This window comes from Hydrogenophaga sp. L76 (genome assembly GCF_057654755.1).
This window is the reverse complement of the sequence record NZ_CM172807.1, coordinates 1,457,148-1,479,564: the sequence shown is the minus strand read 5'-3', so window position 1 is coordinate 1,479,564 and position 22,417 is coordinate 1,457,148. Positions and strand designations below refer to the sequence as shown.

Annotated in this window: 18 protein-coding genes; 12 read left to right on the top strand and 6 right to left on the bottom strand. The window is 63.6% G+C overall.

Translation table 11 applies throughout. The features are described 5' to 3' along the window. The first annotated feature begins 16 nt into the window (after positions 1 to 16). The 8 genes from AC23D4_RS07030 (at position 17) to AC23D4_RS06995 (ending at position 12,470) form a co-directional block, all read left to right on the top strand. Positions 17 to 8,404 carry a two-partner secretion domain-containing protein gene (locus tag AC23D4_RS07030; RefSeq protein WP_472888059.1) on the top strand — a complete coding sequence of 2,796 codons (8,388 nt, stop codon included), beginning with the start codon at positions 17 to 19 and terminating at the stop codon, positions 8,402 to 8,404. Beyond that, complete coding sequence (locus AC23D4_RS07025) at positions 8,401 to 8,709, top strand: hypothetical protein (protein ID WP_472888060.1); 309 nt, start codon at positions 8,401 to 8,403, stop codon at positions 8,707 to 8,709. Before AC23D4_RS07030 ends, AC23D4_RS07025 begins: the two co-directional genes overlap by 4 nt. Positions 8,710 to 9,264: 555 nt before the next feature. Then, the gene (locus tag AC23D4_RS07020; protein WP_472888061.1) at positions 9,265 to 9,654 is read left to right on the top strand and encodes a hypothetical protein; all 390 of its coding nucleotides are present in this window, start codon (positions 9,265 to 9,267) and stop codon (positions 9,652 to 9,654) included. Positions 9,655 to 9,792: 138 nt separating this feature from the next. Beyond that, entirely contained in the window at positions 9,793 to 10,134 is a 342-nt protein-coding gene (locus AC23D4_RS07015) for a hypothetical protein (protein WP_472888062.1), read from the top strand. Positions 10,135 to 10,179: 45 nt separating this feature from the next. Continuing rightward, positions 10,180 to 10,683 carry a hypothetical protein gene (locus tag AC23D4_RS07010; RefSeq protein WP_472888063.1) on the top strand — a complete coding sequence of 168 codons (504 nt, stop codon included), beginning with the start codon at positions 10,180 to 10,182 and terminating at the stop codon, positions 10,681 to 10,683. 74 nt (positions 10,684 to 10,757) lie between these two features. After that, complete coding sequence (locus tag AC23D4_RS07005) at positions 10,758 to 11,120, top strand: hypothetical protein (RefSeq protein WP_472888064.1); 363 nt, start codon at positions 10,758 to 10,760, stop codon at positions 11,118 to 11,120. A 173-nt stretch (positions 11,121 to 11,293) separates the two neighbouring features. Beyond that, positions 11,294 to 11,917 carry a hypothetical protein gene (locus AC23D4_RS07000; protein ID WP_472888065.1) on the top strand — a complete coding sequence of 208 codons (624 nt, stop codon included), beginning with the start codon at positions 11,294 to 11,296 and terminating at the stop codon, positions 11,915 to 11,917. 7 nt (positions 11,918 to 11,924) lie between these two features. Next, entirely contained in the window at positions 11,925 to 12,470 is a 546-nt protein-coding gene (locus AC23D4_RS06995) for a hypothetical protein (protein WP_472888066.1), read from the top strand. Between the two features lie 55 nt (positions 12,471 to 12,525). Here AC23D4_RS06995 and AC23D4_RS06990 read toward each other — a convergent pair whose 3' ends face one another. From AC23D4_RS06990 to AC23D4_RS06975, 4 genes are all read right to left on the bottom strand, one after another. After that, entirely contained in the window at positions 12,526 to 13,281 is a 756-nt protein-coding gene (locus AC23D4_RS06990; RefSeq protein ID WP_472888067.1) for an amino acid ABC transporter ATP-binding protein, read from the bottom strand. Between the two features lie 32 nt (positions 13,282 to 13,313). Continuing rightward, the gene (locus tag AC23D4_RS06985; protein ID WP_472888068.1) at positions 13,314 to 14,417 is read right to left on the bottom strand and encodes an amino acid ABC transporter permease; all 1,104 of its coding nucleotides are present in this window, start codon (positions 14,415 to 14,417) and stop codon (positions 13,314 to 13,316) included. Positions 14,418 to 14,419: 2 nt separating this feature from the next. Further along, positions 14,420 to 15,619 carry an amino acid ABC transporter permease gene (locus AC23D4_RS06980; protein WP_472888069.1) on the bottom strand — a complete coding sequence of 400 codons (1,200 nt, stop codon included), beginning with the start codon at positions 15,617 to 15,619 and terminating at the stop codon, positions 14,420 to 14,422. Between the two features lie 109 nt (positions 15,620 to 15,728). Beyond that, a complete protein-coding gene (locus AC23D4_RS06975) occupies positions 15,729 to 16,757 on the bottom strand; it encodes an amino acid ABC transporter substrate-binding protein (RefSeq protein ID WP_472888070.1) in 1,029 nt (342 codons plus the stop codon). 310 nt (positions 16,758 to 17,067) lie between these two features. On the opposite strand from AC23D4_RS06975, the gene AC23D4_RS06970 reads away from it, so the two are divergent. Genes AC23D4_RS06970 through acuI form a run of 3 tightly spaced genes read left to right on the top strand, consistent with a single transcriptional unit; the run spans position 17,068 to position 20,077 of the window. Beyond that, entirely contained in the window at positions 17,068 to 18,789 is a 1,722-nt protein-coding gene (locus tag AC23D4_RS06970) for a long-chain fatty acid--CoA ligase (RefSeq protein ID WP_472888071.1), read from the top strand. 48 nt (positions 18,790 to 18,837) lie between these two features. After that, the gene (locus AC23D4_RS06965) at positions 18,838 to 19,110 is read left to right on the top strand and encodes a hypothetical protein (protein WP_472888072.1); all 273 of its coding nucleotides are present in this window, start codon (positions 18,838 to 18,840) and stop codon (positions 19,108 to 19,110) included. Further along, the gene (gene acuI, locus AC23D4_RS06960) at positions 19,076 to 20,077 is read left to right on the top strand and encodes an acrylyl-CoA reductase (NADPH) (RefSeq protein ID WP_472888073.1); all 1,002 of its coding nucleotides are present in this window, start codon (positions 19,076 to 19,078) and stop codon (positions 20,075 to 20,077) included. Before AC23D4_RS06965 ends, acuI begins: the two co-directional genes overlap by 35 nt. A gap of 10 nt (positions 20,078 to 20,087) precedes the next feature. Here the strand turns inward: acuI and AC23D4_RS06955 are convergent, their stop codons facing one another. Both AC23D4_RS06955 and AC23D4_RS06950 read right to left on the bottom strand, forming a co-directional pair. Continuing rightward, on the bottom strand, positions 20,088 to 20,948 hold the full coding sequence (locus AC23D4_RS06955; protein WP_472888074.1) for a DUF2189 domain-containing protein: 861 nt from the start codon (positions 20,946 to 20,948) through the stop codon (positions 20,088 to 20,090). A 130-nt stretch (positions 20,949 to 21,078) separates the two neighbouring features. Further along, a complete protein-coding gene (locus AC23D4_RS06950) occupies positions 21,079 to 21,525 on the bottom strand; it encodes a bacteriohemerythrin (protein ID WP_472888075.1) in 447 nt (148 codons plus the stop codon). 142 nt (positions 21,526 to 21,667) lie between these two features. On the opposite strand from AC23D4_RS06950, the gene AC23D4_RS06945 reads away from it, so the two are divergent. Further along, complete coding sequence (locus AC23D4_RS06945) at positions 21,668 to 22,411, top strand: 2OG-Fe dioxygenase family protein (protein ID WP_472888076.1); 744 nt, start codon at positions 21,668 to 21,670, stop codon at positions 22,409 to 22,411. Positions 22,412 to 22,417 lie beyond the last annotated feature (6 nt).

Below are 22,417 nucleotides of genomic sequence, written 5' to 3'. Positions count from 1 at the left end.
TGGAGGGAGTGAGCAAATGAACAAACATGGTGGACGTTGGGTATTCAGCAAGATCCGGGGTTGCCTGATGGTGGTGGCCGAAGCGGCCAAAGGGCAGGGCAAGGGTGGCGGCGCACGCGGCGAGCGCAGCCGCGCACCGGTGGGCGGCGCCTCGGGCACCGTGCGCCTGGTCAACACCCTGGCCTTGTCGGCCATGCTCACCCAGAGCCTGCTGCAACCCCTGCAGGCGGTGGCGCAGATCCGCGCCGACAACACCGCCCCCGGCGCGCAGCGCCCCACCGTGTTGAGCACCGGCAACGGCTTGCCCCAGGTCAACATCACCACGCCCAGCGCCGCCGGTGTCTCGCGCAACCGGCTCTCGCAGATGGACGTGGACAGCCGCGGCGCCGTGGTCAACAACAGCCGCACCCACACACCCACACAGATCGGTGGCTGGGTCCAGGGCAACCCCTGGCTGTCCACCGGCGAGGCGCGCGTGATCCTGCTGGAAGTCAACAGCCAGAACCCCAGCCACATCAACGGCTTCATCGAGATCGCCGGCCAGCGTTCGGAGATCATCGTCGCCAACCCCGCCGGCCTGAACGTCAACGGCAGCGGCTTCATCAACGCCAGCCGCGCCACGCTCACCACCGGCGAAGTCAACCTCCATGACGCGGGGGTCAGCGGCTACACCGTGCGGGGCGGCACGATCACCATCGGCAGCCAGGGCTTTGATGCCAGCCTGACCGACTACACCGGCATCCTGGCGCGCGCCGTCGCCGTCAACGGCCCGGTGCGCGCCAACCAGCTCAACATCGTCACCGGCGCCAACCAGATCGAGGCCGACGGCCCGGGCGCTGCGCCCACCGCCGGCAGCGGCCCGGCGCCCAGCTTCGCGCTGGACGTCTCGCAACTCGGCGGCATGTACGCCGGCAAGATCACGCTGCTGGCTACCGAAGCGGGTGTGGGCGTGCGCAACGCAGGCGGCGTGCAGGCCGGCAGTGGCGGACTGAGCCTCTCCGCCAACGGCGACCTCATCAACCAGGGCAGCCTCGCTTCGCAAGGCAGCGCCAGCCTGAACAGCAGCGGCCGTTTCGACAACAGCGGCAGCCTGAGCGCGGCTGCTGCGCTGAACGTGCAAAGCACGGGCTCGGTCACCAACAGCGGCCAGCTCCGCAGCGGCGGGGCGCTGACCCTGCAAACCGCTGCCGACCTGGTCAACAGCGGACAGATCGGCGCGGGGACCGAAGCGACCCTTGTCGCCGGCGGACGGCTGGACAACACCGGCAGTATGAGCGCGGGCACCCACCTCAGCCTGCAGGGCACCCAACTGTCCAACGCCGGCAGCCTGAACGCCGGCCAGCAGCTGAGCCTGAGCTCGGCGGGGCGTTTCGACAACGCGGGCGAGATTGCGGTGCAAGGCTCGGTTCAACTGGCGGCTCCGCAAGGCATGGCCAACACCGGCAGCATCCAGAGCCAGAAAGACATCACACTGAGCACAGGCGCCGATGTGGTCAACAGCGGCAGCGTGGTGGCCGACGGCGCACTCGCCGTTCAGGCCGGCACCACCGTCACGAACTCCGGCAGCCTCATGGGTGACCAGGGCGTGAGCATCCAGACCCCGCAGGCCATCGAGAACCGGGGTTACATCCTCAGCGGCGCGCAGACCACGCTGAGCGCCACCGAGTCCATTCACAACCACGGCCTCATCGTCGGCGACGGCAGCATGCGGCTGGAAAGCGGCCAGCGCATCCACAACCACAGCGATGCCCAGATCTACGCGGGCGGCGACCTGCAGGCCCAGACCGGCCAGGCCATGCTCAACGAAGGCCGCATCGGGGCCCATGGCGACATCCGGCTCGAAACCCGGGCGGCCGATGGCCGCATTGACAGCACCACCGGCTCGGTGCTCAGTGCCGGCATGGACCCCGCTGGCGCCGTGCCGCTGGGCCAAGGCAGCCTGAGCCTGCACGGCGGCAGCGCGGGCGCCATCGACCTCAAGGGCCTGACGCTGGCCGGCCAGCGCATCCAGGCCCAGGCCGGCAGCCTCAACCTGGACGGCCAGGACCTGTTGACACAGCGCATGGACCTGCAGGCCAGCCAGGGTGACCTGCTCGCGCAAGGCAGCTCGCTGCAGGCCGTGCAGCAGCTGCGGCTGGACGCAGCCGGTGCGCTGCGCACCGACAACGCCACCCTGGGTGCCACCCAGATCGACGTCACCGCCAGCGAATGGAACCTCCAGGGCAGTCAGTTGCAGCAGGTGGGCACCGCCGACCAGGACGCGCGCATCCAGGTGGGCCAGCGCATCGACGCCAGCGGCGCCACCCTGGCCATCAACGCCGGCTCGCTCACGCTCTCCAGCCAGGAACTGCAGCTGGACCACACCACGCTGACCCACAGCGGCACCGGCGCGCTCGTGCTGCAAAGCCAGGGCCCGCAGACCGTGGTGGCCGACGACGCATTGCTGATCACCGGCGGCTCGCTGCAGCTCGACGCCGCCGCGTTGCAAGCCAGCCGCAGCCTGATCAGCGCGCAGACCGACGCCCAGCTGAACGTGCAGGGCGCCATGACCGCCACCGAAGCCACCATCCTGGCCAACGGTGCGCTCGACCTGCGCGCGGGCAGCCTCAGCGCGGACAGGGCTGACCTCGTCGGCGTCGACGGCGGCGCCACCCTCAATATCGCCGGTGTCGCCAGCCTGCGCGAAGGCAGTGTGCAGTCGCGCGCGAACATCGGCATCAGCGCCCAGTCGCTCGACAGCACCCAGGGCCTGATCAGCGGGCAGGACATCAGCATCGACACCCAAGGTGGTGCGCTGGGCAACGCCGACGGAGCCATCCTCGCCGCGCGCCACCTGAACATCGCCAGCGGCGCCATCGACAACCAGCGCGGTGTGCTGCAAGGCGGCGGCAATGCCAGCATCGCCGCCAGCGGCGCGGTCAACAACCAGGGCGGCCAGATCCTCGCTGGCGGCACGCTCACCCTCACCAGCAGCGACACCGTCGACAGCCGCTCCGCCAGCGGCGTGCGCGCCACCATCGCTGCGACCACCGGCCTGAGCATCACCAGTCAGGGGCTGATCAACCAGGGCAGCGACATCAAGAGCGCGGCAGCCCTTCAGATCGATGCCGGCGCTGGCGCCGTCGACAACAGCCAGGGCGGTCTCATCGCCGCCAGTGGCGCGCTCAACCTGCGCGGCGGCGCCCTGAACAACAGCCAGACAGCGGGCGCCAGCCAGGGCATCCAGGCCCAGAGCGTGGACCTGAACGTGCACAGCCTGGACAACCGCAACGGCGCACTGCTCGCGCAGAACCAGCTGGCCGTCAGCGCCAGCGGCACGCTGGACAACGCGGGCGGCCTGTTGTCGAGCACGGGCACGCTCTCCATCACCGACCCACAAGCCGAGGCCAACCCGGCCGCCAAAACCCTGGCCGTCACCAACGGCGCGGGCGGCGTCATCGCCGCCAACGGCGCCACCGAAATCGACGCCCGCAGCCTGGACAACAGCGGCGTCATCGCCAACGCGGGCGACGGCAGCGATGGCAGCGGTGCGCTGCGCATCGCGCTGTCGGGTGCGCTGGTCAACCGTGCGGGCGGCTTCGTGCAGGCCGCCGACAGCCTGAGCGCGACCGCGGCCAGCGCCAGCAACGCCGGCACGCTTGAGGCCGCGAACGAACTGCACCTGGCCGCCGGCAGCATCCACAACCAGGCGACTGGCGCCGTGCGCGCCGGCCTGATCGACCTGCAGGCCGGCAGCCTCAGCAACCAGGGCCTGGTCAACGGCAGTTTCACCCTCATCCAGGCCGGCACCGCCACCAACTCCAGCGGTGGCCGCATCTACGGCGACCAGTTCTCGATCGCAGCCAACCAGTTGAACAACCAGGGCGGCGCGGGAACCAACCCCGTCATCGCCAGCCGTGGCGACCTCGATCTGGGCGTGGGCACGTTCAACAACAGCGAAGGCGCCCTGCTGTTGAGCCTGGGCGACACCCGCGTGGGCGGCAGCCTGGACGCCAACGCCCGGGCCACCGGCAGCGCCGGCGCCTTCATCAACAGCAGCGCAGAAGTCGAGGTCTTCGGCAACCTCACGGTCAACGCCGCCAGCGTGCAGAACGTCGATGCGCACGGAAGGAGCTACGAGAGGAGCACCACCGAACACATCAAGGAATACCTGCTGCTCGACGAGGATCACGCTCAGTACATGCAGCCCCTGAGCGAGGCCACGGGCGAGATGGACTGGCGCCTGGAGTACGACGAGCAGTACATGGCCCACTACCTCTTCGACGACGGCAGCCCCCATGTCGGGGGCAACCTGTGGCGCATCGACGAATACGACCGCACCATCACCGAAAGCGGCAGCTCCGGCCGCGACCCCGCGCGCATCAGCGTGGGCGGCAACATGACGGTCAACGCCGGCAGCACCGTCAACGACAAGAGCAGCATCCTCATCGGCGGCAACTTCCTGCTCACGGGCGGCAGCCTGCAAAACATCGACGGCTACCGCTCGCGCACGGTCACCGAAGACAACGGCACATCCCAGATCTCTTACACGGAGCGGGGTTGGTACGACTGGTCGCGGCACTGGCGCCGTTTCTTCAGCGACGCAGGCGAACGCCTGTCCACCCAGCAGACCGAGTACGAAGCCATCTCCGCCGAACTGGACTACCACACCAACCCCAACCACGGCAGCGCGCGCCCGCAGGCCGCACAGGCCGTCTCCGTGGCCAGCCTCGCCAACGCGCCCACGGCCACCACGGCCACTGGCCTGAGCGGCACCCCCAACAACCAGCTCGGGCGGCCCGGCCCGGGCGTGGTCGTGCGCACCCTGCCTGCGGGCCTGGGCAGCGGTGGCCACGTCACGGGCTCCGGCGCCACAGCAGCATCGTCCGTCAACGCCCCACCCATCGGCCTGCCGTCCAACGCCCTGTTCCAGGTTCGCATCGGTGCGCCGGCGGGCTACCTGGTCGAGACCGACCCCGAGTTCACCCTGCAGCGCCGCTGGCTGGGCAGCGACTACATGCTCACCCAGCTGGGCCACGACCCCGCCACCCAGACCCAGCGCCTGGGCGACGGCTTCTACGAACAGAAGCTCGTGCGCGAGCAGGTCGCCCAGCTCACCGGGCGGCGCTACCTCGGCACCTTCACCAACGACGAAGCGCAGTACCGCGCGCTGCTCGAAGCGGGCGTGGCCTTTGCGAAGACCTACCAGCTCAAGCCCGGCATCGCGCTCACCGGCGCGCAGATGGCCCTCCTGACCAGCGACATCGTCTGGCTGGTCGAGCGCACCGTGCAACTGCCCAATGGCCGCAGCCAGCGCGTGCTCGTGCCCCAGCTCTACGCCCTGGTCGACCGCAAAACCGGCACCCTGCAACCCGGCCTGATCTCGGCCAAGGGCGCGACCATCAACCTCTCGGGCGGCCTGTTCAACAGCGGCACGCTGGCCGCACGAGAAAACCTCGCCATCAACGCCGGCAGCATCACCAACGTGCTCGGCCAGATGCAGGGCAACAACGTCGACCTGCGCGCCCGCGGCGGCATCACCAGCATCCTGGGCGACATCGCCGCGCGCCAGAACCTCAACATGAAGGCCGGGGGCGACATGGTCTTCGTCGGCGGCGGCATCAAAGCCGGGGGCAACGCCCGGCTCAGCGCCGGCGGCGACCTGCAACTGCTGGCCTACGACACCGGCCGCCAGGTGCGCGCCCAGTCCCCGCGCGATGAGAACGGCAACCCGGTGGGCAAAGGCCCAGTCTGGTCCTTTGAGAACAGCACCTACAACCAGACCGGTGTGGACATCCAGGTCGGCGGCAGCCTCAGCGCCAGCGCGGGCAAGAACCTCGTGGCGCAGGGCGTGAACGCGAACGTGGGCGGCAGCACCAGCCTCAGGGCGGGAAAAGACATGCAGCTGACCACCGCGCTCAGGGGCCACGTCAACACCTTCGAGTTCTACAACAAGTACAAAAGCGCCGGCGACCTGCTCAAGATCAGCCAGCGCATCAACAGCCGCGACATCGATCTCAAGAACAGCGGCAACAACTGGAGCAGCGGGGGCGCGGTGAACCTGCAGGCCGGAGGCAACATCGCCCTGGTGGGCGCGCAGATCAACAGCCAGGGCTACAGCGCCAGCGCCGGCGGCAGCTACCAGGAGCGCGCCGCCTACGACGTGAAAGAAAACGTCCACATCGAGACGACCAAGCGCACCGGATTGGGCGTGTACCTGGACGACGCCACCAACAACACCCTGGCGGTAGCGACCCTGGGCGAGCAGGGCGGCAAGACCGAGAAGGACCGCACCGAAACCCACATCGACAGCACCCGCACGGCCATCGTCACCGACATCAACGCTGGGGCAGGGGCGATCAACCGCAACGCCGGTGGTGACGTGCTCATCGAAGGCTCGGTGATCCGGGGCGGGCAAGTGAACCCGCTCACCGCCGGTGGAACCGTCACGGCCGTGGCGGCCGTGGACACACGCCACGTGGAAGACAGCACCTTCACCAGCACCATCCGCTGGCAGAGCACGAAAAGCAAGGGCAGCATTGAGCAGACGCTGCACATGCCCGAGATCCACGGCCTGCCTGCCAACATGAGCGCCTACCAGGGGGCGGGTGGGGTGAGTGTTCAGTTGCCGGCCGGATCTGGCGTGCGCACGGCCATCGAAATGCTGTCCAAGGAGCCGGGCAAGGGCTACCTCAAGGAATTGGGCAACCGCAGCGACATCGACTGGCAGCGGGTGGAGGAGCTGAACAAGAGCCTGGACTTCAGCAAGTCCGGCCTGACGCAGGAAGCCACCATCGTGGTGATCATCGTCGTCTCGATCCTGACCTATGGCTATGCCAGCACTTGGGGGACGGCAGCGGCCAGCACGGTCAGCGGCACCGGTGCAGCGGCGTCAACGGGCGTCGCGACCGTTGGTGCGGGCGCTGCGGCCTCCGGCGTGGGCACCACCATGCTGGCCTCTGCCTTTACCGCCGGCCTCACCTCGCTGGCCAGCACCGCAGCAGTTAGCCTGATCAACAACAAGGGTGATCTGGGCGCCACCTTGGGGGAGCTGGGCAGCGAAGACAACGCCAAGGGATTGCTGCTGACCATGGCCACGGCCGGGCTGAGCAACGGCATCCTCAGCCAGGTGGGGCTCAGCGGTGTGGACGCCAACAGCACGGTGGGTCAGTTGTTCGCCAAGAACGCGATCCAGGGCATCACCAGCGCGGTGCTCGAGAGCGCCGTGATGGGCACGAATCTGGAGGACGCGCTCAAGAACAACCTCAAAGGCGCGCTGATCAACACCGTGGCGGCCCAGGGGGCGGACGAGATTGGTGACGCCAAGCTTGATGCCACCAGCAAGGCGCTGGCGCACGCGCTGCTGGGCTGCGCGATGGGCACGGCCACGGCCGGCAACAGCAGTGGCTGTGCACCCGGGGCCACGGGTGCGGTGATCGGGGAGATCGTGGCGGGGCTGTATGCCGATGCCAGCGGCTACGACCAACTCAAGATCGACGCCAACAAACCCGGCGCCAGCGCAGAACTCCAGCAGCAACTGGCCGTGGTGACGAACACCATGACGGAGCTGGCCAAGCTGACCGGTGCGGGCGGTGCGCTCTTGATCGGCGGTGACGCCTCAACCATGCAGACCGCCATGGGCACGGCGCAAAACGCGGCGGTGAACAATCGGGCTTTGCATGCGAGCGAACGCGCCTTGGCCCAAGAACTGGCAAGTCGCAGCAACGGGCACTACACGGCGGCGCAGATCGAGGAGCAGATGCGACTGATGGGCAACATGGCGTTCAATGAAGTGCCCAACCAGTCGGCTGTCGCGACGAATGCCGAGGCCATTGCAACCCTCAATGATCAGGACCCGGGCATGCCCCAGGCCACGGACGGCAAGACGGCGGTTGAGATCCCCGGTCAAGCCAACACTGCCTTGCAGCAGTTCATCATCAGCAACACCACCGAAGCCGCCAGCTACATTCCTGGTGTCTCTCCTTACGTCGCGAGCAATTTTTCGCTCAACAAGCCCGCGACCACCAACACCCCAGCACCAATGGCCACTGCCGCCTGCGCAAACGGTGATTTCAGTTGTATCTCCGGAGTCGGCGTGCAGCAGAATGCGCCGCTGAGCCAACAGGCCAGGGACGCAATTGCTGCAACTGCTGCGGCTGCAAGTCGGCAGGCGGGGGTGGTTGCTGCCGGTGCCACTGCCGCTGCTGCGGCAGGTTCGCCCCAGGTCAAACCGATTGCGGGAGCGGTAGCGGTGGGTGCAACGGCGATTGGATTGGGGGCTGATGCTGTGGAGCAGCTGATGCACCCGGATATCAAACGGGTGTTTCGAGATCAATTGCTTCTAGGCGTACCTGCGGACGTGCTGACCCAGAGGTATCCTCTTTTTGCGCCAATTATCAATGAGATTAAGGAGGCCCTTCAATGAAGATGATTCAATTCCTTATTGAGAGGGGGCACCTGACAAGGCGAGGTGCTGACATCCTGGGGGTTGTAGGAGTCACAGTTATTTGGGGGGCTGCATATTTTTTTGAAGAATGGTCGGGATTTTGGTTTTGGGCATTGGCGCTTCTGGGCGGAGCACTTGGCTATGTTGGAGCGTACGGGGGGCTGGCCAAGAAATTTGGTCTTTCTGCCCCTTTCACCAGTGACCCTCTAGGCTGGCGCGCAGCCAAAAAAAGCTACCAAGACGACAAGCCACCTCAGGTGAAAGATGATGACCCAAACGGTTGATAACAGACCGATGGCTCATTCATGACTCACGCCGCAGCCAGCTTCGGCGCAAGTTTGAGCGAAGCTAGGGTGTGAACGAAGGGAAGTCAAGAGAATGAACTTTTTTGTCGGATTTTAATGTTGTTTATCTTTCGTTAGAGCTTTTGCAGACCAGATGGTTAGAGGTGATAGGCCTCTCGAAAGAGATAGGCATTGCGACTATGGAAGGGTTCAGTGATTGGGCGAGCACACTGGGAAAGTCCGCACCCTTCCCCAGCGTTCCACTCGGCTGGCGTACTGCCAAAAAAGCTACAAAGATGCGAAACCTGAAGAAGACCACGCCGTCAAATGTATTTGATTCTTTTATCTGGTTAATCACGCCGACAGGATGATCGCATTCCCTGAAATTTAGACGAACTGCCGACTGGCATCTTGATTCAATTTTTTTGACATGTTGCTGTGCACAGTATCACCTGTCTTCTGGAGAAGACCAGGTCGGGTTTAAGTCTGAGGTGCTATACCTGTCAGCAAGCAAAAAATTCACCGAAAAAAATTATCAACCCTATAAAGAAAACCATGAATCTCAAATCTAATTTCGTGACACGCCGTTGGTTTGGCGCCGCCATGCTGAGTGTGAGTGTCGCCGCCCTGAGCGCCTGCGGCGGTGGCAGCGACAAAGACGCCCCCACCTCTGATAGCCACCTGTATCGCTCGCTTCAGCTTCTGCGGGTCGGAATGACCTTGGGTGACGCGGAGAACATCATTGGCCGAGCACCAGATCAGTGGTCAAAAAGAAGCGTGGTGTGGTCCGAAGGGAATGAACGCCTCCTTTTTTCGACGGTTACTGGGCAGGCCAATGAACGCATTTCGTTCCTCCAATGGGCTTGGGGTGTTGGAAAATCAGCCATATATACGTTTCAAGGTGCGGAAGGATCGATGCCTGAGCTAACAGCGGTTAAAGATTAAGCCATTTGTCATTTTTCAGCATCTTCTCAGTCGGGGGCTGAAATTGGTTTAATGCCCCAGCGCGATGGATACGCCTGAACAAGCTTGTCTTCCCAAGAACAATCATCTAGAAAATATTCAACTCAAGGAGGAATCCCCATGAATATCAAACCCGCAAACATTTTTTTGCTGAGCGCGGCCGCACTGACCCTGAGCGCCGCCCTCACTGCGTGCGGTGGCGGCAGTGACAGCGGCGATTCTGCCGCCGGCACCATCTCCAAGACCTGTGCCCGAGATGGCAATGACGTTTCGGTCACCCAAGACGGTTGTCTCACGGAGTTTGGCAAGAACACCCAAACCGTCGCCTGCTCAGGCAGCAATACCCTGCATGTCTTGACCGGCACCGGATGGACCCATGACGCGCTGGTTCAAAGCGGTAGCAAGACCACCTCTGGGAATGCGAAATTCGGCTTCAATGAAGTCGTGTTGCGCTGCATCTGATCGTTTGAACCGTTTTGTTTGAATTTCACCCATTAATACTTAAAGATGAAAACATTTTACTTGAGATTGACCTCTGTCTGCGTCGCAAGTCTGGTTCTGCTGATCGGCTGTGGAGGTGGAAGCTCTGGCTCCGAAGACGAATCCGTGTTGGGTAAATATGTCGGCACTTGGATCGACAAATGCACCGTGATCAGTCCTGGGGGCGGTAGTGACGGTCCGATTTCCGAACATCAGATATTTACCATTACCCAGCTGGATGACACGCGCTTGTCTGCCGCATTTCAAGGCCCCCGCTATTCCAGCGTAGATTGCAGCGGAACAGCCATTCCATCGGGAGAATCGACATCCATACTCACCTACGTTGGCTCGAAGTCTGTTCCCCAAGGCACAGCCGACATGTTTCAGGTTGCGAAATCCGGGAGCGCGCCTCGCAACAATATTTCGATGATCAAGGATGGCCAGTTCTATCCGGTTGGAGACCCCGACCAAATGGCTGCAGATGGCTTTCCAAGCAACGTGGTTTTGGAGTACGTGTTTCGCAAACGCTGACCGCCATCAGTAGTTGTCCCTGTTCTGCAGTGAATGTTGAGGGTAGTAGGTATTATCAAATTGAAATCAATGTAATGAAATACTTCTTAAAAAAGCCGTCTGATAGTTTCGCAAAAACCATTTTGATTTTAACCATTTTGCTGTTTGGTTTGTCTGCCTGTGGAGGTGGTGACAGTAACGATGAGTCCCATAGCGTAGATCCATACGGGGTTTACCAAAAAATCAAGTATGGCATGGGTCATGAGGCCGTAAGAGATATGATTGGTGAGGAGTTTAATGGTCGAAAATTCGAAGGAAGTGGTTGGGTAAGCTATTCCTGGGTGTTTGCAAAAGGGAAAGAAGCTGAAAGCACATTGCAAATCAATGTAAGAAAGGAAGGGGTGACTAGTAAAAAAATAGACGGTTCTCGAGGTAATTACTCATTTTACTGGATATAGAACAGCGTATCAAAACCTGAAGCGTGGCGCCTGTAGTTAACTAAATACTTCATTGAATGGTTTTGGTGTTTAATTAATCTGTGTTCGTTTTTGATTGTTCGGCCTTGTGTTGCGTTTTGGCAAGGCTCAGAGACGAAATCCAATATCAAATCAACAATATCTAATATTAAATCATGAACGCCTCTATCATGCGTTATTTTAAGACCACTTTTCTGGTGATGATGGCCGTTGCCCTGACGGCCTGCATGTCCACAAAATCTTTTCTGGACCCCTCGTTCCCAAAAATCTCCTATGAAGAACTGCAAAAGCCATTGCAGCCAAAGAAGCTCAAGGTAACGGCGGAATTTCAGCGAAATGGAAAGCATCTGGAAAAGGTGGACCAATCTATCTCTGACAGTACCGAGCGGATCTTGCGTGCATCGGGTCTTGCCATTCCGGGCAGCGATGGCGCAGATGGCACGATTCACGTGGTTCTCAACAACATCGCCGATATTGGTGGCGCTGTTGGCAAGGGCTTGGGAACAGGCTTGACCTTTGGTCTGGCAGGGTCCTTGGTCACCGATGCCTACGAAATGCAGGTGACGATCAAAGTGGGTGGGAAAACTTTCACGCGAACGGCCGTGAAACATGCCCTGCATTCAGCAATTGGTCGGGCAGCGACCCCGGAAGGAATCGAAACCATGCCGCTTCAAACCGCTTTTGAACGCCTGTTTGAACAGATGCTGCTCCGTGTGCTCAAGGAGTATCGGTCCAGCCCGGAGTTTTCGAGTCTGGATGTGAACCGATCCATCGGATGAGAAGCGCATGAACATCAAATACCTGAATCACATGACCAAGACACAACGCACGACCTGTTTTTCCTTGCTGGCCCTGACGGTCCTTTTAAGCGCCTGCGGCGGCGGAGACAGCGACAATGACGCCGCCGCGAAGGGCACGGACCCGGCCGACAAATACGTCGGGTCGTGGGTGCGTGGTTGCCAGGACCTGACGCTCAGCGGCAAAGCCATGTCGACGGGCCAGACGGTCACCTTCACCAAGACCGGTGCGAACACGGTGGACTACTCGGCCGAGTCCAGAGACTACACAACGAACAATTGCACGGGTTCTTATGTTGTGGAATCGCAGGGCAGGGGCTATTCCATCATCGACGGCACCATGCTCGACAGCGCCGGGCGCACGGTCGACAAACTGACCACGGAGGACCTGGTTGATCCATTGGTCAAGGGGCGCTACAAGAGCATGGCCTGGGTGGATGGCAATCGCCTGTACACCCCGCCGATCAACAGCCCGAAGAACGCCGAGGGCTATCCGACCACGCTCAACATGAGCCGCTTCGCGACGAAGCAATAACCGACGGGGCGCACTGCCCCGCCGTTCATAGTCCAAGGTTCCGGGGCCGCGCGCGTCAATGCCCCAGGATCTTGGACAAAAAGTCCTTGCTGCGGTCGGTCTGCGGGTTGTTGAAGAACTCTTCCGGGGTGTTCTGCTCCACCACCTGGCCCTGGTCCATGAAGATCACGCGGTCGGCCACGGCCTTGGCAAAACCCATCTCGTGCGTCACGCACAACATGGTCATGCCCTGGTCGGCCAGGCCGATCATCACGTCCAGCACTTCCTTGATCATTTCCGGGTCGAGCGCCGAAGTGGGCTCGTCGAACAGCATGATCTTGGGCGTGAGGCACAGCGCGCGCGCAATGGCCACGCGCTGCTGCTGGCCGCCGGAGAGCTGCAGAGGGTATTTGTTGGCGTGTTCGGCGATGCGCACGCGCTCCAGCTGCACCATGGCCTTTTCGATCGCCACGTTGCGCGGCAGCTTGGCCACCCAGGTGGGCGAAAGGATCAGGTTCTCCAGCACGGTGAGGTGCGGGAACAGGTTGAACTGCTGGAACACCATGCCGACTTCGCGGCGCACCTTGTCGATGCCTTTGAGGTCGTCACCGATCAGGGTGCCGTCCACCGTGAGCTTGCCTTCCTGGTATTCCTCCAGCGCGTTGATGCAGCGGATCAGCGTCGATTTGCCGGAGCCCGAGGGGCCGCAGATCACGACTTTTTCGCCCTTGGCGAAACTGAGGTTGACGTCGCGCAGCACGTGGTAGCCATTGCTGGCGTACCACTTGTTGACGTTGTCGAACTGGATGATGGGTGCTTCTGATTGGCTCATGAGAGGCTTTCTGATTTTGGGATGTTCTGTGTTCAGCGGACTTTGCTGACGGCGGTGCGTTTTTCGACCCAGAGTGAGTAGCGCGACATGGCAAAACAGAACACGAAATAGATCAGCGTGATGAAGAAATAGGCTTCGAGCTTGAAGGGGCGCCAGTCGGCGTCGGCGTTGAGCGCCAGGGCCAGCGCGCCGGTGAGCTCGTAGAGCGAGACGATGGTGACCAGCGAGGTGTCCTTGAACATGCCGATGAAGGTGTTCATGAGCGAAGGCACCACCATGGACAGCGCCTGCGGCAGCACGATCTTGCGCTGCGTCTGCCAGTAGCTCAGGCCCAGCGTGGCCGCGGCCTCGGTCTGGCCCTTGGGCAGGGCCTGCAGGCCACCGCGCACCACCTCGGCCATGTAGGCGGCCGAGAACAGCGTGATGCCCACCACGACGCGGATCAGCACGTCGATGCTCACGCCATCGGGCATGAACAGGGGCAGCATGAACGAGGCCATGAACAGCACCGTGATCAGCGGCACGCCGCGGATCAGCTCCACGTAGAGCGTGCACAGCGTCTTGATGGCCGGCATGTTGGAGCGCCGCCCCAGCGCCACGAAGATCGAGAGCGGGAAGGCCATCGTCATCGACACCACGGTCAGCATCACGGTGAGCGGCAGACCACCCCATTGGTCCGTGTCCACGGGGGTCAGGCCGAGCACGCCACCTTTCATGAGGATGAAATAGACCACCAGCATCGCCGCCCAGATCAGGGGCAAGGCCTTGTTCCAGAAACGGGGCATGCAGCTGATGCCGACCACGGCGAGCATCAGCGCGGTGGCGATCACCGGGCGCCAGTGTTCGGTGTCGGGGTAGCGGCCCATGACGATCAGGCGGCCTTTTTCGGTCACCACGCCCCAGCAGGCGCCGATGCCGCGCACGCTGTTGCAGGCTTCGAGGTTGGCGCCGAAGACGGCGTTGGTCACGGTCCAGCCCATGGCGCCGTACAGCGCCCACAAGCCAATGCCCAGGACCACCAGGGTCTTGATGCTGTTGCTCAGACTGGAAAACAGGTTGATCTTGAGCCAGGCGACGACGCCCGTGCTCAGGCCCGGCATCGGGCGTGCGTCGACGGGTTGGTAAATCTGTTGCATGGTCAGCGCTCCTGGATGGCTGCGCTGGCGTTGAACCAGTTCATCAGCGCCGAGGTGATGAGGGACAGCGTGAGGTAGACCAGCATCACGATCGAGAGGGCTTCGATGGCGCGGCCGGTCTGGTTCAGCGTGGTGTTGGCGATGGAGACCAGATCGGGGTAGCCGATGGCCACCGCGAGCGAGGAGTTCTTGGTCAGGTTCAGGTACTGGCTGGTCAGCGGCGGGATGATCACGCGCAGCGCCTGCGGCAGAACGACCAGGCGCATGGCCTGGCGCTTGCCCAGGCCCAGCGAGGCGGCGGCTTCGTGCTGCCCCAGCGAGACCGACGCGATGCCCGAGCGCACGATCTCGGCGATGAACGACGCGGTGTAGAGCACCAGACCCAGCAGCAGGGCGAGGAACTCGGGGCTGAATGCGGCGCCTTCCTCGATCTGGAAATTGCCCTTCTCCGGCAGGCTCCAGCCGGTGGGTGCACCACCCGCCAGCCAGCCCAGCACCGCCAGGCCGACGATCAGTGCCAGCGACACCAGCACCACCGGTTTCTGCTGACCCGTCAGGTCAAAGTGTTTGCTGGCCTTGCGGGCATACAGCCAGGAGCCCACCGCGCCCAGCAGCAGTCCGATGAGCGCGAGCGTCTGCCCCAGTTTCCAGATCGGCCAGGGGAAGGAGAAACCGCCCTTGCTCAGGTAGAAGTGGCCGACTTGCCAGGCTTCTTCGAAGCTGGGCAGGATTTCGGTGAAGACGATGTACCAGATCAGCAACTGCAGGTAGATCGGCACGTTGCGGAAGAACTCGACATAGCCGTAGCAGATCTTGCGCAGCAGCAGGTTGGGCGAAAAACGCCCCACGCCGATCAGCGTGCCGAGGATCGTGGCCAGCACGATGCCGATCAGGGCGACCTTGAGCGTGTTGAGCATGCCGATGGAGAAGGCCGTCCAGTACGTGCTCATCACGTCGTACGGGATCATGGTTTCGCTGACGTCGAAACCGAAGGGCTGGCCCATGAAGTCGTAACCGCTCTGGATGCCGCGCTCGCGCATGTTGCGCAGCGTGTTGCGCACGAGCAGCCAGATGAGGGTGGCCACCGAGGCGATGGCCACCACCTGGTAGATGACGCTGCGGCCTTCGCGGCTGTTCCACGAAATCGAGCGTCTTTTTTTGGCGGGTAGCGGCCGCGCTTCAATCATGGACTGATTGGACATGGAGTCGTTTCCCAGGAAGGAAAGGGCTAAAAAAATGGCACAAGTGCCCTACGAAACGGAGTTCATAGAACACTTGTGCCTTCGAGGGCCAAGTGCCGGGGGAGCTGGATCAGCGCAGCGGGGCTGCGTACATGAAGCCGCCTGCGCTCCAGAGGTTGTTCTTGCCGCGCGGCAGGTTGATGGCGGTCTTGGGGCCGACGTTGCGCTCGAAGCTCTCACCGTAGTTGCCCACGGCCTTGATCGAGCGGGCCAGCCATTCCTTGTCCAGACCGAGGTGCTTGCCGAGGTCTTCGGTGGAACCCAGCATGCGGCCCACTTGCGGATCGGTGCTCTTCTTCATCTCGTCCACATTGGCCTGGGTGATGCCGTACTCCTCGGCTTCGATCAGGCCGTTGAGCACCCATTTGGTGACAGCGAAGAAGTCGTCATCGCCGCGGCGGATCATCGGGCCCAGCGGCTCTTTGGAGATCAGGTCGGGCAGGATCACGTGGTCGGCCGGCACCTTGGCTTCTTTGGCCCGGATCGAGGCCAGGCCCGAGGCGTCGGTGGTGTAGGCCTGGCAGCGGCCGGCGAAGTAGGCGCCGGTGGAGGCTTCCAGCTTCTCGAACACCACGGCCTTGAGGTTGAGCTTGTTGGCGCGCGAGAAGTCGGTCAGGTTCTTCTCGGTCGTGGTGCCGGACTGCACGCAGACCGTGGCGCCCTTGAGCTGCTTGGCGCTGGTGATCTTGCCTTTGTTGACCAGGAAGCCCTGGCCGTCGTAGTAGTTCACGCCGACGAAGTGCAGGCCCAGCGAGGCATCGCGCGAGAGGGTGTTGGTGGTGTTGCGTGAGAGGATGTCCACCTCACCGGACTGCAGCGCGGTGAAACGTTGCTGGGCCGTCAGCGGCACCCACTTGACTTTGGCGGGATCACCCAGCAGGGCGGCGGCCACGGCCTTGCAGTAGTCCACGTCCAGACCCGTCCAGTTGCCGTTGCTGTCGGCGGCGGAGAAGCCCGCCAGGCCGACGTTGACACCGCAGACCAGCTGGCCGCGCGCCTTGATGGCGTCCACCGTCTTGCCAGCGTGAGCGGGCAGGCTCATCAGGGCAGCCGCTGCGCCCATTCCCACCACGGTCAATTTCAGGGCATTCAATTTCATCGGTAACTCCGTTCTGGTCTAAATGTTGATGACTCGGGCAATGTGCACCACAAGGAGGCATACCTGGCCCGCAGAAGGACTGTATTACCGCTGCAGGAGCCATGGCATCGGGGTTTACGTGGGAAAACTATGCGTAAAAGGTATCACGGTATCGCCTCCGTCCCACGCCAAAACCCGTGCTTTGGTACCAGCACGTTCCGTGCCACCCACATCGTGTCCCGGCGGTCCCAGGCGCGACATGGCTGCTTGTCTTTTTGCAGCGCGGCCCCGTATGCTCGCACTGGAAAAAAAAGCACCAGGAGACAAACCGATGAGCCCTGCAGACGCCACGCCGATGGTCGAGCAAGTTCAGCCGCGCCCCCACCACCGCTTCTGGCCGAAGCGCCTGCCGCACCGCATCAGCCCGCCGGTGACCTCGCTCTGGCACAACCTGGTGGTGAGCGCGCAGCGTTACCCGGACAAGCCGGCGCTGGTGTTCTTCGATCAGCAGCTCAGCTACCGCGAACTGCTGGCGCAGGCCGAGCGGCTGGCGGGCCACCTGCACGCGCAGGGCGTGCGCGCCGGTGACCGGGTGGTGCTGCTGATGCAGAACTGTCCGCAGTGGATCGTGGCGCACTGCGCCATCCTGCGCGCCAACGCGGTGGTGGTGCCGGTGAACCCGATGAACCGGGCCGAGGAGCTCAAGCACTACATCACCGACCCCGACGTGAAAGTCGCGGTCTGCGCGGCCGACCTCGCGGGCGATCTGCTCCAGGCCAATGCCGACCTGCCCGAGGCGCAGCGCCTGTCGCACCTGGTCGTGGCGCACTACCACGACGCCATCGGACCGCAGGCCGACATCCCGCCCGCGTGGGCCGACTGGCTGGCGAAGCGCCACCCCTTGCCGGAGCTGCCGGGCGGCAGCGCGACCGACTGGGCCGATGCCCTGGCCAGCACACACACCGCGCCAGCACACGACCGCCAGCCAACAGACCTGTGCGTGCTGCCCTACACCAGCGGCACCACCGGCTTGCCCAAGGGCTGCATGCACACCCACGCCAGCATCATGCACAACGCCGTGGCCTGCAGCCTGTGGACCGGCGGCACGCCCGAAAACGTGTCGCTGGTGGTGGTGCCCATGTTCCACATCACCGGCATGGTGGTTGGCATGCACTCAGGGCTGTACACCGGGGCCACACTGGTCATCATGCCGCGCTGGGACCGCGAACTTGCCGGGCGCCAGATCTCGGCCTGGCGCGTCACGCACTGGAGCAACATTCCCACCATGGTGATCGACCTGCTGGCCAGCCCGCGCTTCGACCAGTACGACCTCTCCAGCCTGGTCTTCATCGGCGGCGGCGGCGCGGCGATGCCGCAGGCGGTGGCGCAACGGCTGTTCGACCAGTTCGGCCTGCGCTACGCCGAGGGCTATGGCCTCACCGAGACCGCCGCGCCCTCGCACAACAACCCGCCCGATGCGCCCAAGCAGCAGTGCCTGGGCATCCCGTTCCTGAGCACCGATGCGCGCGTGGTGGACCCAGAGACACTGCAGGAAATGCCGGTGGGCGAGGCGGGCGAAATCATCATCCGCGGGCCGTCGGTGTTCGCCGGTTACTGGAAGCGTCCCGACGCCACCGAGGCGGCCTTCATCGATTTCAACGGCGAAAAATACTTCCGTTCCGGCGACCTCGGCAAGGTGGACGAAGACGGTTATTTCTTCATCACCGACCGCTTGAAGCGCATGATCAACGCCAGCGGCTTCAAGGTCTGGCCGGCCGAGGTGGAGGCGCTGATGTTCCGCCACCCGGCAATCGCCGAGGCTTGCGTGATCAGCACCAAAGACGACTACCGCGGCGAAAGCGTGAAAGCCGTGGTGGTGCTGCGCGACAGCGCGCGCGGCCAGACCAGCGAACAGGACATCCTGGACTGGTGCCGCGAGAACATGGCGGTCTACAAATGCCCGCGCGTGGTGCAGTTCGTCGAGGCGCTGCCCAAGAGCGGCAGCGGCAAGGTGATGTGGCGGTTGCTGCAGGAGCAGGAACCCGCGGCCTGAAAGGCTTGTGGCACCTGGGGGCACGCGCCTCCCGGCACAATCGTCTGAATGACCAACACCCTCTCCCCGCTGCGCCGGCTCTGGCAGCCGCGAATGCCCCTTTTCTGGCAGGTGATCGTGCTCAATCTGATGTCTTCTGCCATGACATCGGCTTTGATGGTGATCCAGCCCACCGGCGCGATGCGGGGTCTGCTGACCCTGTTCGCCTTGCTCAACACCCTGGCCGGCTGGTGGCTGCTGGCCCGGCTCTGGCGCGAAACCGCACCCGCTTCCCAAGGAGACTCTCATGTTCAAAGCCCTGCTGATCAACAAGACCGATGACGCCGGCTACCGCTGCGCGCTCACCGAGCTCGACGAGGCGCAACTGCCCGTCAGCGGCGACGTGACGGTGCGGGTGGACTGGTCCACCCTCAATTACAAGGACGGCCTGGCCATCACGGGCAAGTCACCCGTGGTGCGCAGCTTTCCCCTGGTGCCGGGCATCGATTTCGCGGGTACCGTGACGGCCAGCGAGCACCCGCGCTGGAAGGCCGGCGACCGCGTCATCCTCAACGGCTTTGGCGTTGGTGAATCGCACTGGGGCGGGCTGGCGCAGATGGCGCGGGTCAAAGGCGACTGGCTGGTGGCGTTGCCAGGAGGGCTGAGCACGCGAGAAGCCATGGCCATCGGCACCGCGGGCTACACCGCCATGTTGTGCGTGATGGCGCTGCAGCGGCACTGGGCCGAGGCGGGCGTGAAACCCGGCAGCGGCGAGGTGCTCGTGACCGGCGCCAACGGCGGTGTGGGCAGCATCGCCATCGCGCTGCTCGCGGGCCTGGGCCACACGGTGGTGGCGTCCACCGGCCGGCTGGGCGAGGCGGATTTTCTCAAGTCCCTCGGTGCTGCCGAGGTCATCGACCGCAGCACGCTGGGCGCCGCGGGCAAGCCGCTGCAGAAGGAACGCTGGATCGGCGTGGTCGATTCGGTGGGCAGCCACACGCTGGCGAACGCCTGTGCCAGCACGCGCTACGGCGGCGCGGTGGCGGCCTGCGGTCTGGCGCAGGGCATGGACCTGCCGGCGTCGGTGGCGCCGTTCATCCTGCGCGGCGTGACGCTCTACGGCATCGACAGCGTGATGGCGCCGCTGGCCCGGCGCGAGGCCGCGTGGGCACAACTGGCCACCGGCCTGGACCGCAGCAAGCTCGCGTCGATCACGCGCGAAATCGGTCTGGAGGCAGCGATTGGCGCGGCCAGCGAGATCCTGGCGGGCCAGGTGCGCGGGCGCCTGGTGGTGAACGTCAACGCCTGAGAGGCTGAGATCAGGCGCTGCCTTCGGTCTGCATCGGCACGATGTTGCGGTAGGCGTGCCATGTGGCGTGCCCGATCACCGGGCCGATGACCAGCAGGCCGAGGAACACCGGCAACATGGCCAGGCCGATCAGCAGCGTGATGATTGCGCCCCAGATCAGCATCACGCCCGGGTTCTGCAGGCAGGCGCGGATGCTGGTGAGGCCGGCCGAGACGGCGTCGGTCTTGCGGTCCATGATCATCGGGATCGAGATCACGCTGGTGACGAAGATCAGGCCGGCGAAGAACCCGCCGACGATGGTGTAGGTGATCAGGAAGCCGATGTTCTCGGGGTTGACCAGCTGCGGCAGCAGCTTCTCGGTCGACGGCATGGTGTTGAAGGTGACGGCAAACACCACCAGAGAAGCCCGGCCCCAGAGCAGTTCGAGGATCAGCAGCACGCCGGCAAAGATGCCCATCGTGCCCTTGGTGGGCTGCCAGGCCTGCAGGGACGCACGCAGCGAAGGCCGGTGGTCGTGGGTCTGCATGGCCTTGCTGGCGTCGTAAAGACCCAGGCAGAGAAACGGCCCCATCAGCAGGAAGCCCGCACTCAGCGCCAGCACATAGGCGGGGGCATTCTGGAACACCGCCAGCAGCGCGTGGCCCATGGCGAAGAAACACAGACCGTAGAACAGGCCGATGCGCGGGCAGCGCTGGAAGTCCTGCCAGCCCAGCTGGAGCCAGCGAATCGGGTCGGACGGGCGCAGGGTGGCGAGCTGGAGCGAGAACACCGAAGGCCCGCGCTCAGCGTCTCTGGGGCGCTGATCACCGTCCGGGGTTTCGCGCGTCAGGTTCTCGCCCTCGACAGCGCTTGCTTGAATGGCTTCGGCCATGATTGTCTCCTTTATTGGAAACAATATAAACAAGGCCGAATATTGTGCTTACATGGTTTACCCCATCCCCGTTGGGGTTGTTCGGGGCCTTGTCTCCTTTGCCTCGCCCGGGTCGCTCCAGAGGGGCCTGCTACAGGTGCGCATGGACCGTCGGGTTGCCCCCGCTTGCGCGCCTGGACGCACCACCGCCAGCAGGTTCGCGGCGCATGTGCAGCGCCAGGGCCGCGTCCAGTGACTGGGTGTGTTTGGCAAACCAGACCGCCAACTCACCGGCCATTTCACGGACCGCATCCATCTGACCGGCGCGCGCCAGCGCCAAGCCTTCCCGCAGCACATGGAGCACCACCCGGTGCTGGATGATGTGGTTCTCGGCGGCGGAAAACCGGGTTTTTCGCATCCACTCGTCTTCCCGGGCGAAATGTTCCGCGGTGTGATCCACGACAGCGGCCCAGGCCAGTGGCAGGGTGGCGTCGGGTGCGTTTTGTGCCAGCGCCAGCAGGTCCACAAATTCGCGGTGTACGGCGTCCATGGGCTCGTAGTCCAGCTGCAGGGCATCGGACCATTCAACAGTGTTCATAAAACAACCTCCTTGGCTTCGTGCTCAGCTTGACAGCCCGCCCAAGGCCACGTTTTGATCCAGCGCAGAAACTCTTCAGGGTGCCACTGCGGGTGAACCCGGGTGCGGCCGCGGGCACAGCCGGCAGTTACACTGCCCCGCCATGACCACCAGTGCTTTCTTGCCACCTTGTGTGCCCCTTGACGGGGTGGATGCCGCCCTGCGTTTGCACGGTTTTGCGTTGATCTCTGCCGCGGATGTGCGGCAATGGCTGCCGGCCGACGTGGCCGAACTCGATGCGCTGCACGCCGGCTGGGATCACCTGCCGCCCGATGCCTACCTGAAAGACGGTGGGCGCTACCGAAGCCGCCGCCACAGCTGCTTCGTGGTCGATGGCCAGGCGGTGCATCAGGCGCCGCACCGCGCCCACTGGCAGCCGCTGGAATACAACGCCCTGCACGGCGGCATGCAGCGCTGGTTCGAGCCCATGCAGCCCGAGCAGGTCGCGCTGCCGGTGTGGAACCGCCTGCTGGCGCGGGTGGGCGAGGCAGTCTCGGCCTTGCGCGGCAGCCAGCCCTGGTTTGTCGAGGCGCACCCCTTCCGCATCGACACCACCGACGGCATCGGCCGCCCCACGCCCGAAGGCGCGCACCGCGACGGCGTCGATCTGGTGGCGGTGTTCATGCTCGGGCGCCACCGCATCAAGGGCGGCGAGAGTCGCGTGTTCGAGGCCGACGGCCCCAGCGGCCAGCGCTTCACACTGACCGAGCCCTGGTCGCTGCTGCTGCTGGACGATGCGCGTGTGATCCATGAAACCACGCCGATCCAGCCGCTGGTGGGTGGCGAGCTGGGCTGGCGAGACACGCTGGTGCTGACCTACCGTTCGGGCGGCTTTCAGGGCGATTGATACCGC

Excerpts from the sequence above, each read along its gene's own strand:
- AC23D4_RS07030 (WP_472888059.1), top strand. The coding sequence starts at position 17 with ATGAACAAACATGGTGGACGTTGGGTATTCAGCAAGATCCGGGGTTGC.
- AC23D4_RS07025 (WP_472888060.1), top strand. The coding sequence starts at position 8,401 with ATGAAGATGATTCAATTCCTTATTGAGAGGGGGCACCTGACAAGGCGA.
- AC23D4_RS07020 (WP_472888061.1), top strand. The coding sequence starts at position 9,265 with ATGAATCTCAAATCTAATTTCGTGACACGCCGTTGGTTTGGCGCCGCC.
- AC23D4_RS07015 (WP_472888062.1), top strand. The coding sequence starts at position 9,793 with ATGAATATCAAACCCGCAAACATTTTTTTGCTGAGCGCGGCCGCACTG.
- AC23D4_RS07010 (WP_472888063.1), top strand. The coding sequence starts at position 10,180 with ATGAAAACATTTTACTTGAGATTGACCTCTGTCTGCGTCGCAAGTCTG.
- AC23D4_RS07005 (WP_472888064.1), top strand. The coding sequence starts at position 10,758 with ATGAAATACTTCTTAAAAAAGCCGTCTGATAGTTTCGCAAAAACCATT.
- AC23D4_RS07000 (WP_472888065.1), top strand. The coding sequence starts at position 11,294 with ATGAACGCCTCTATCATGCGTTATTTTAAGACCACTTTTCTGGTGATG.
- AC23D4_RS06995 (WP_472888066.1), top strand. The coding sequence starts at position 11,925 with ATGAACATCAAATACCTGAATCACATGACCAAGACACAACGCACGACC.
- AC23D4_RS06990 (WP_472888067.1), bottom strand. The coding sequence starts at position 13,281 with ATGAGCCAATCAGAAGCACCCATCATCCAGTTCGACAACGTCAACAAG.
- AC23D4_RS06985 (WP_472888068.1), bottom strand. The coding sequence starts at position 14,417 with ATGCAACAGATTTACCAACCCGTCGACGCACGCCCGATGCCGGGCCTG.
- AC23D4_RS06980 (WP_472888069.1), bottom strand. The coding sequence starts at position 15,619 with ATGTCCAATCAGTCCATGATTGAAGCGCGGCCGCTACCCGCCAAAAAA.
- AC23D4_RS06975 (WP_472888070.1), bottom strand. The coding sequence starts at position 16,757 with ATGAAATTGAATGCCCTGAAATTGACCGTGGTGGGAATGGGCGCAGCG.
- AC23D4_RS06970 (WP_472888071.1), top strand. The coding sequence starts at position 17,068 with ATGAGCCCTGCAGACGCCACGCCGATGGTCGAGCAAGTTCAGCCGCGC.
- AC23D4_RS06965 (WP_472888072.1), top strand. The coding sequence starts at position 18,838 with ATGACCAACACCCTCTCCCCGCTGCGCCGGCTCTGGCAGCCGCGAATG.
- acuI (WP_472888073.1), top strand. The coding sequence starts at position 19,076 with ATGTTCAAAGCCCTGCTGATCAACAAGACCGATGACGCCGGCTACCGC.
- AC23D4_RS06955 (WP_472888074.1), bottom strand. The coding sequence starts at position 20,948 with ATGGCCGAAGCCATTCAAGCAAGCGCTGTCGAGGGCGAGAACCTGACG.
- AC23D4_RS06950 (WP_472888075.1), bottom strand. The coding sequence starts at position 21,525 with ATGAACACTGTTGAATGGTCCGATGCCCTGCAGCTGGACTACGAGCCC.
- AC23D4_RS06945 (WP_472888076.1), top strand. The coding sequence starts at position 21,668 with ATGACCACCAGTGCTTTCTTGCCACCTTGTGTGCCCCTTGACGGGGTG.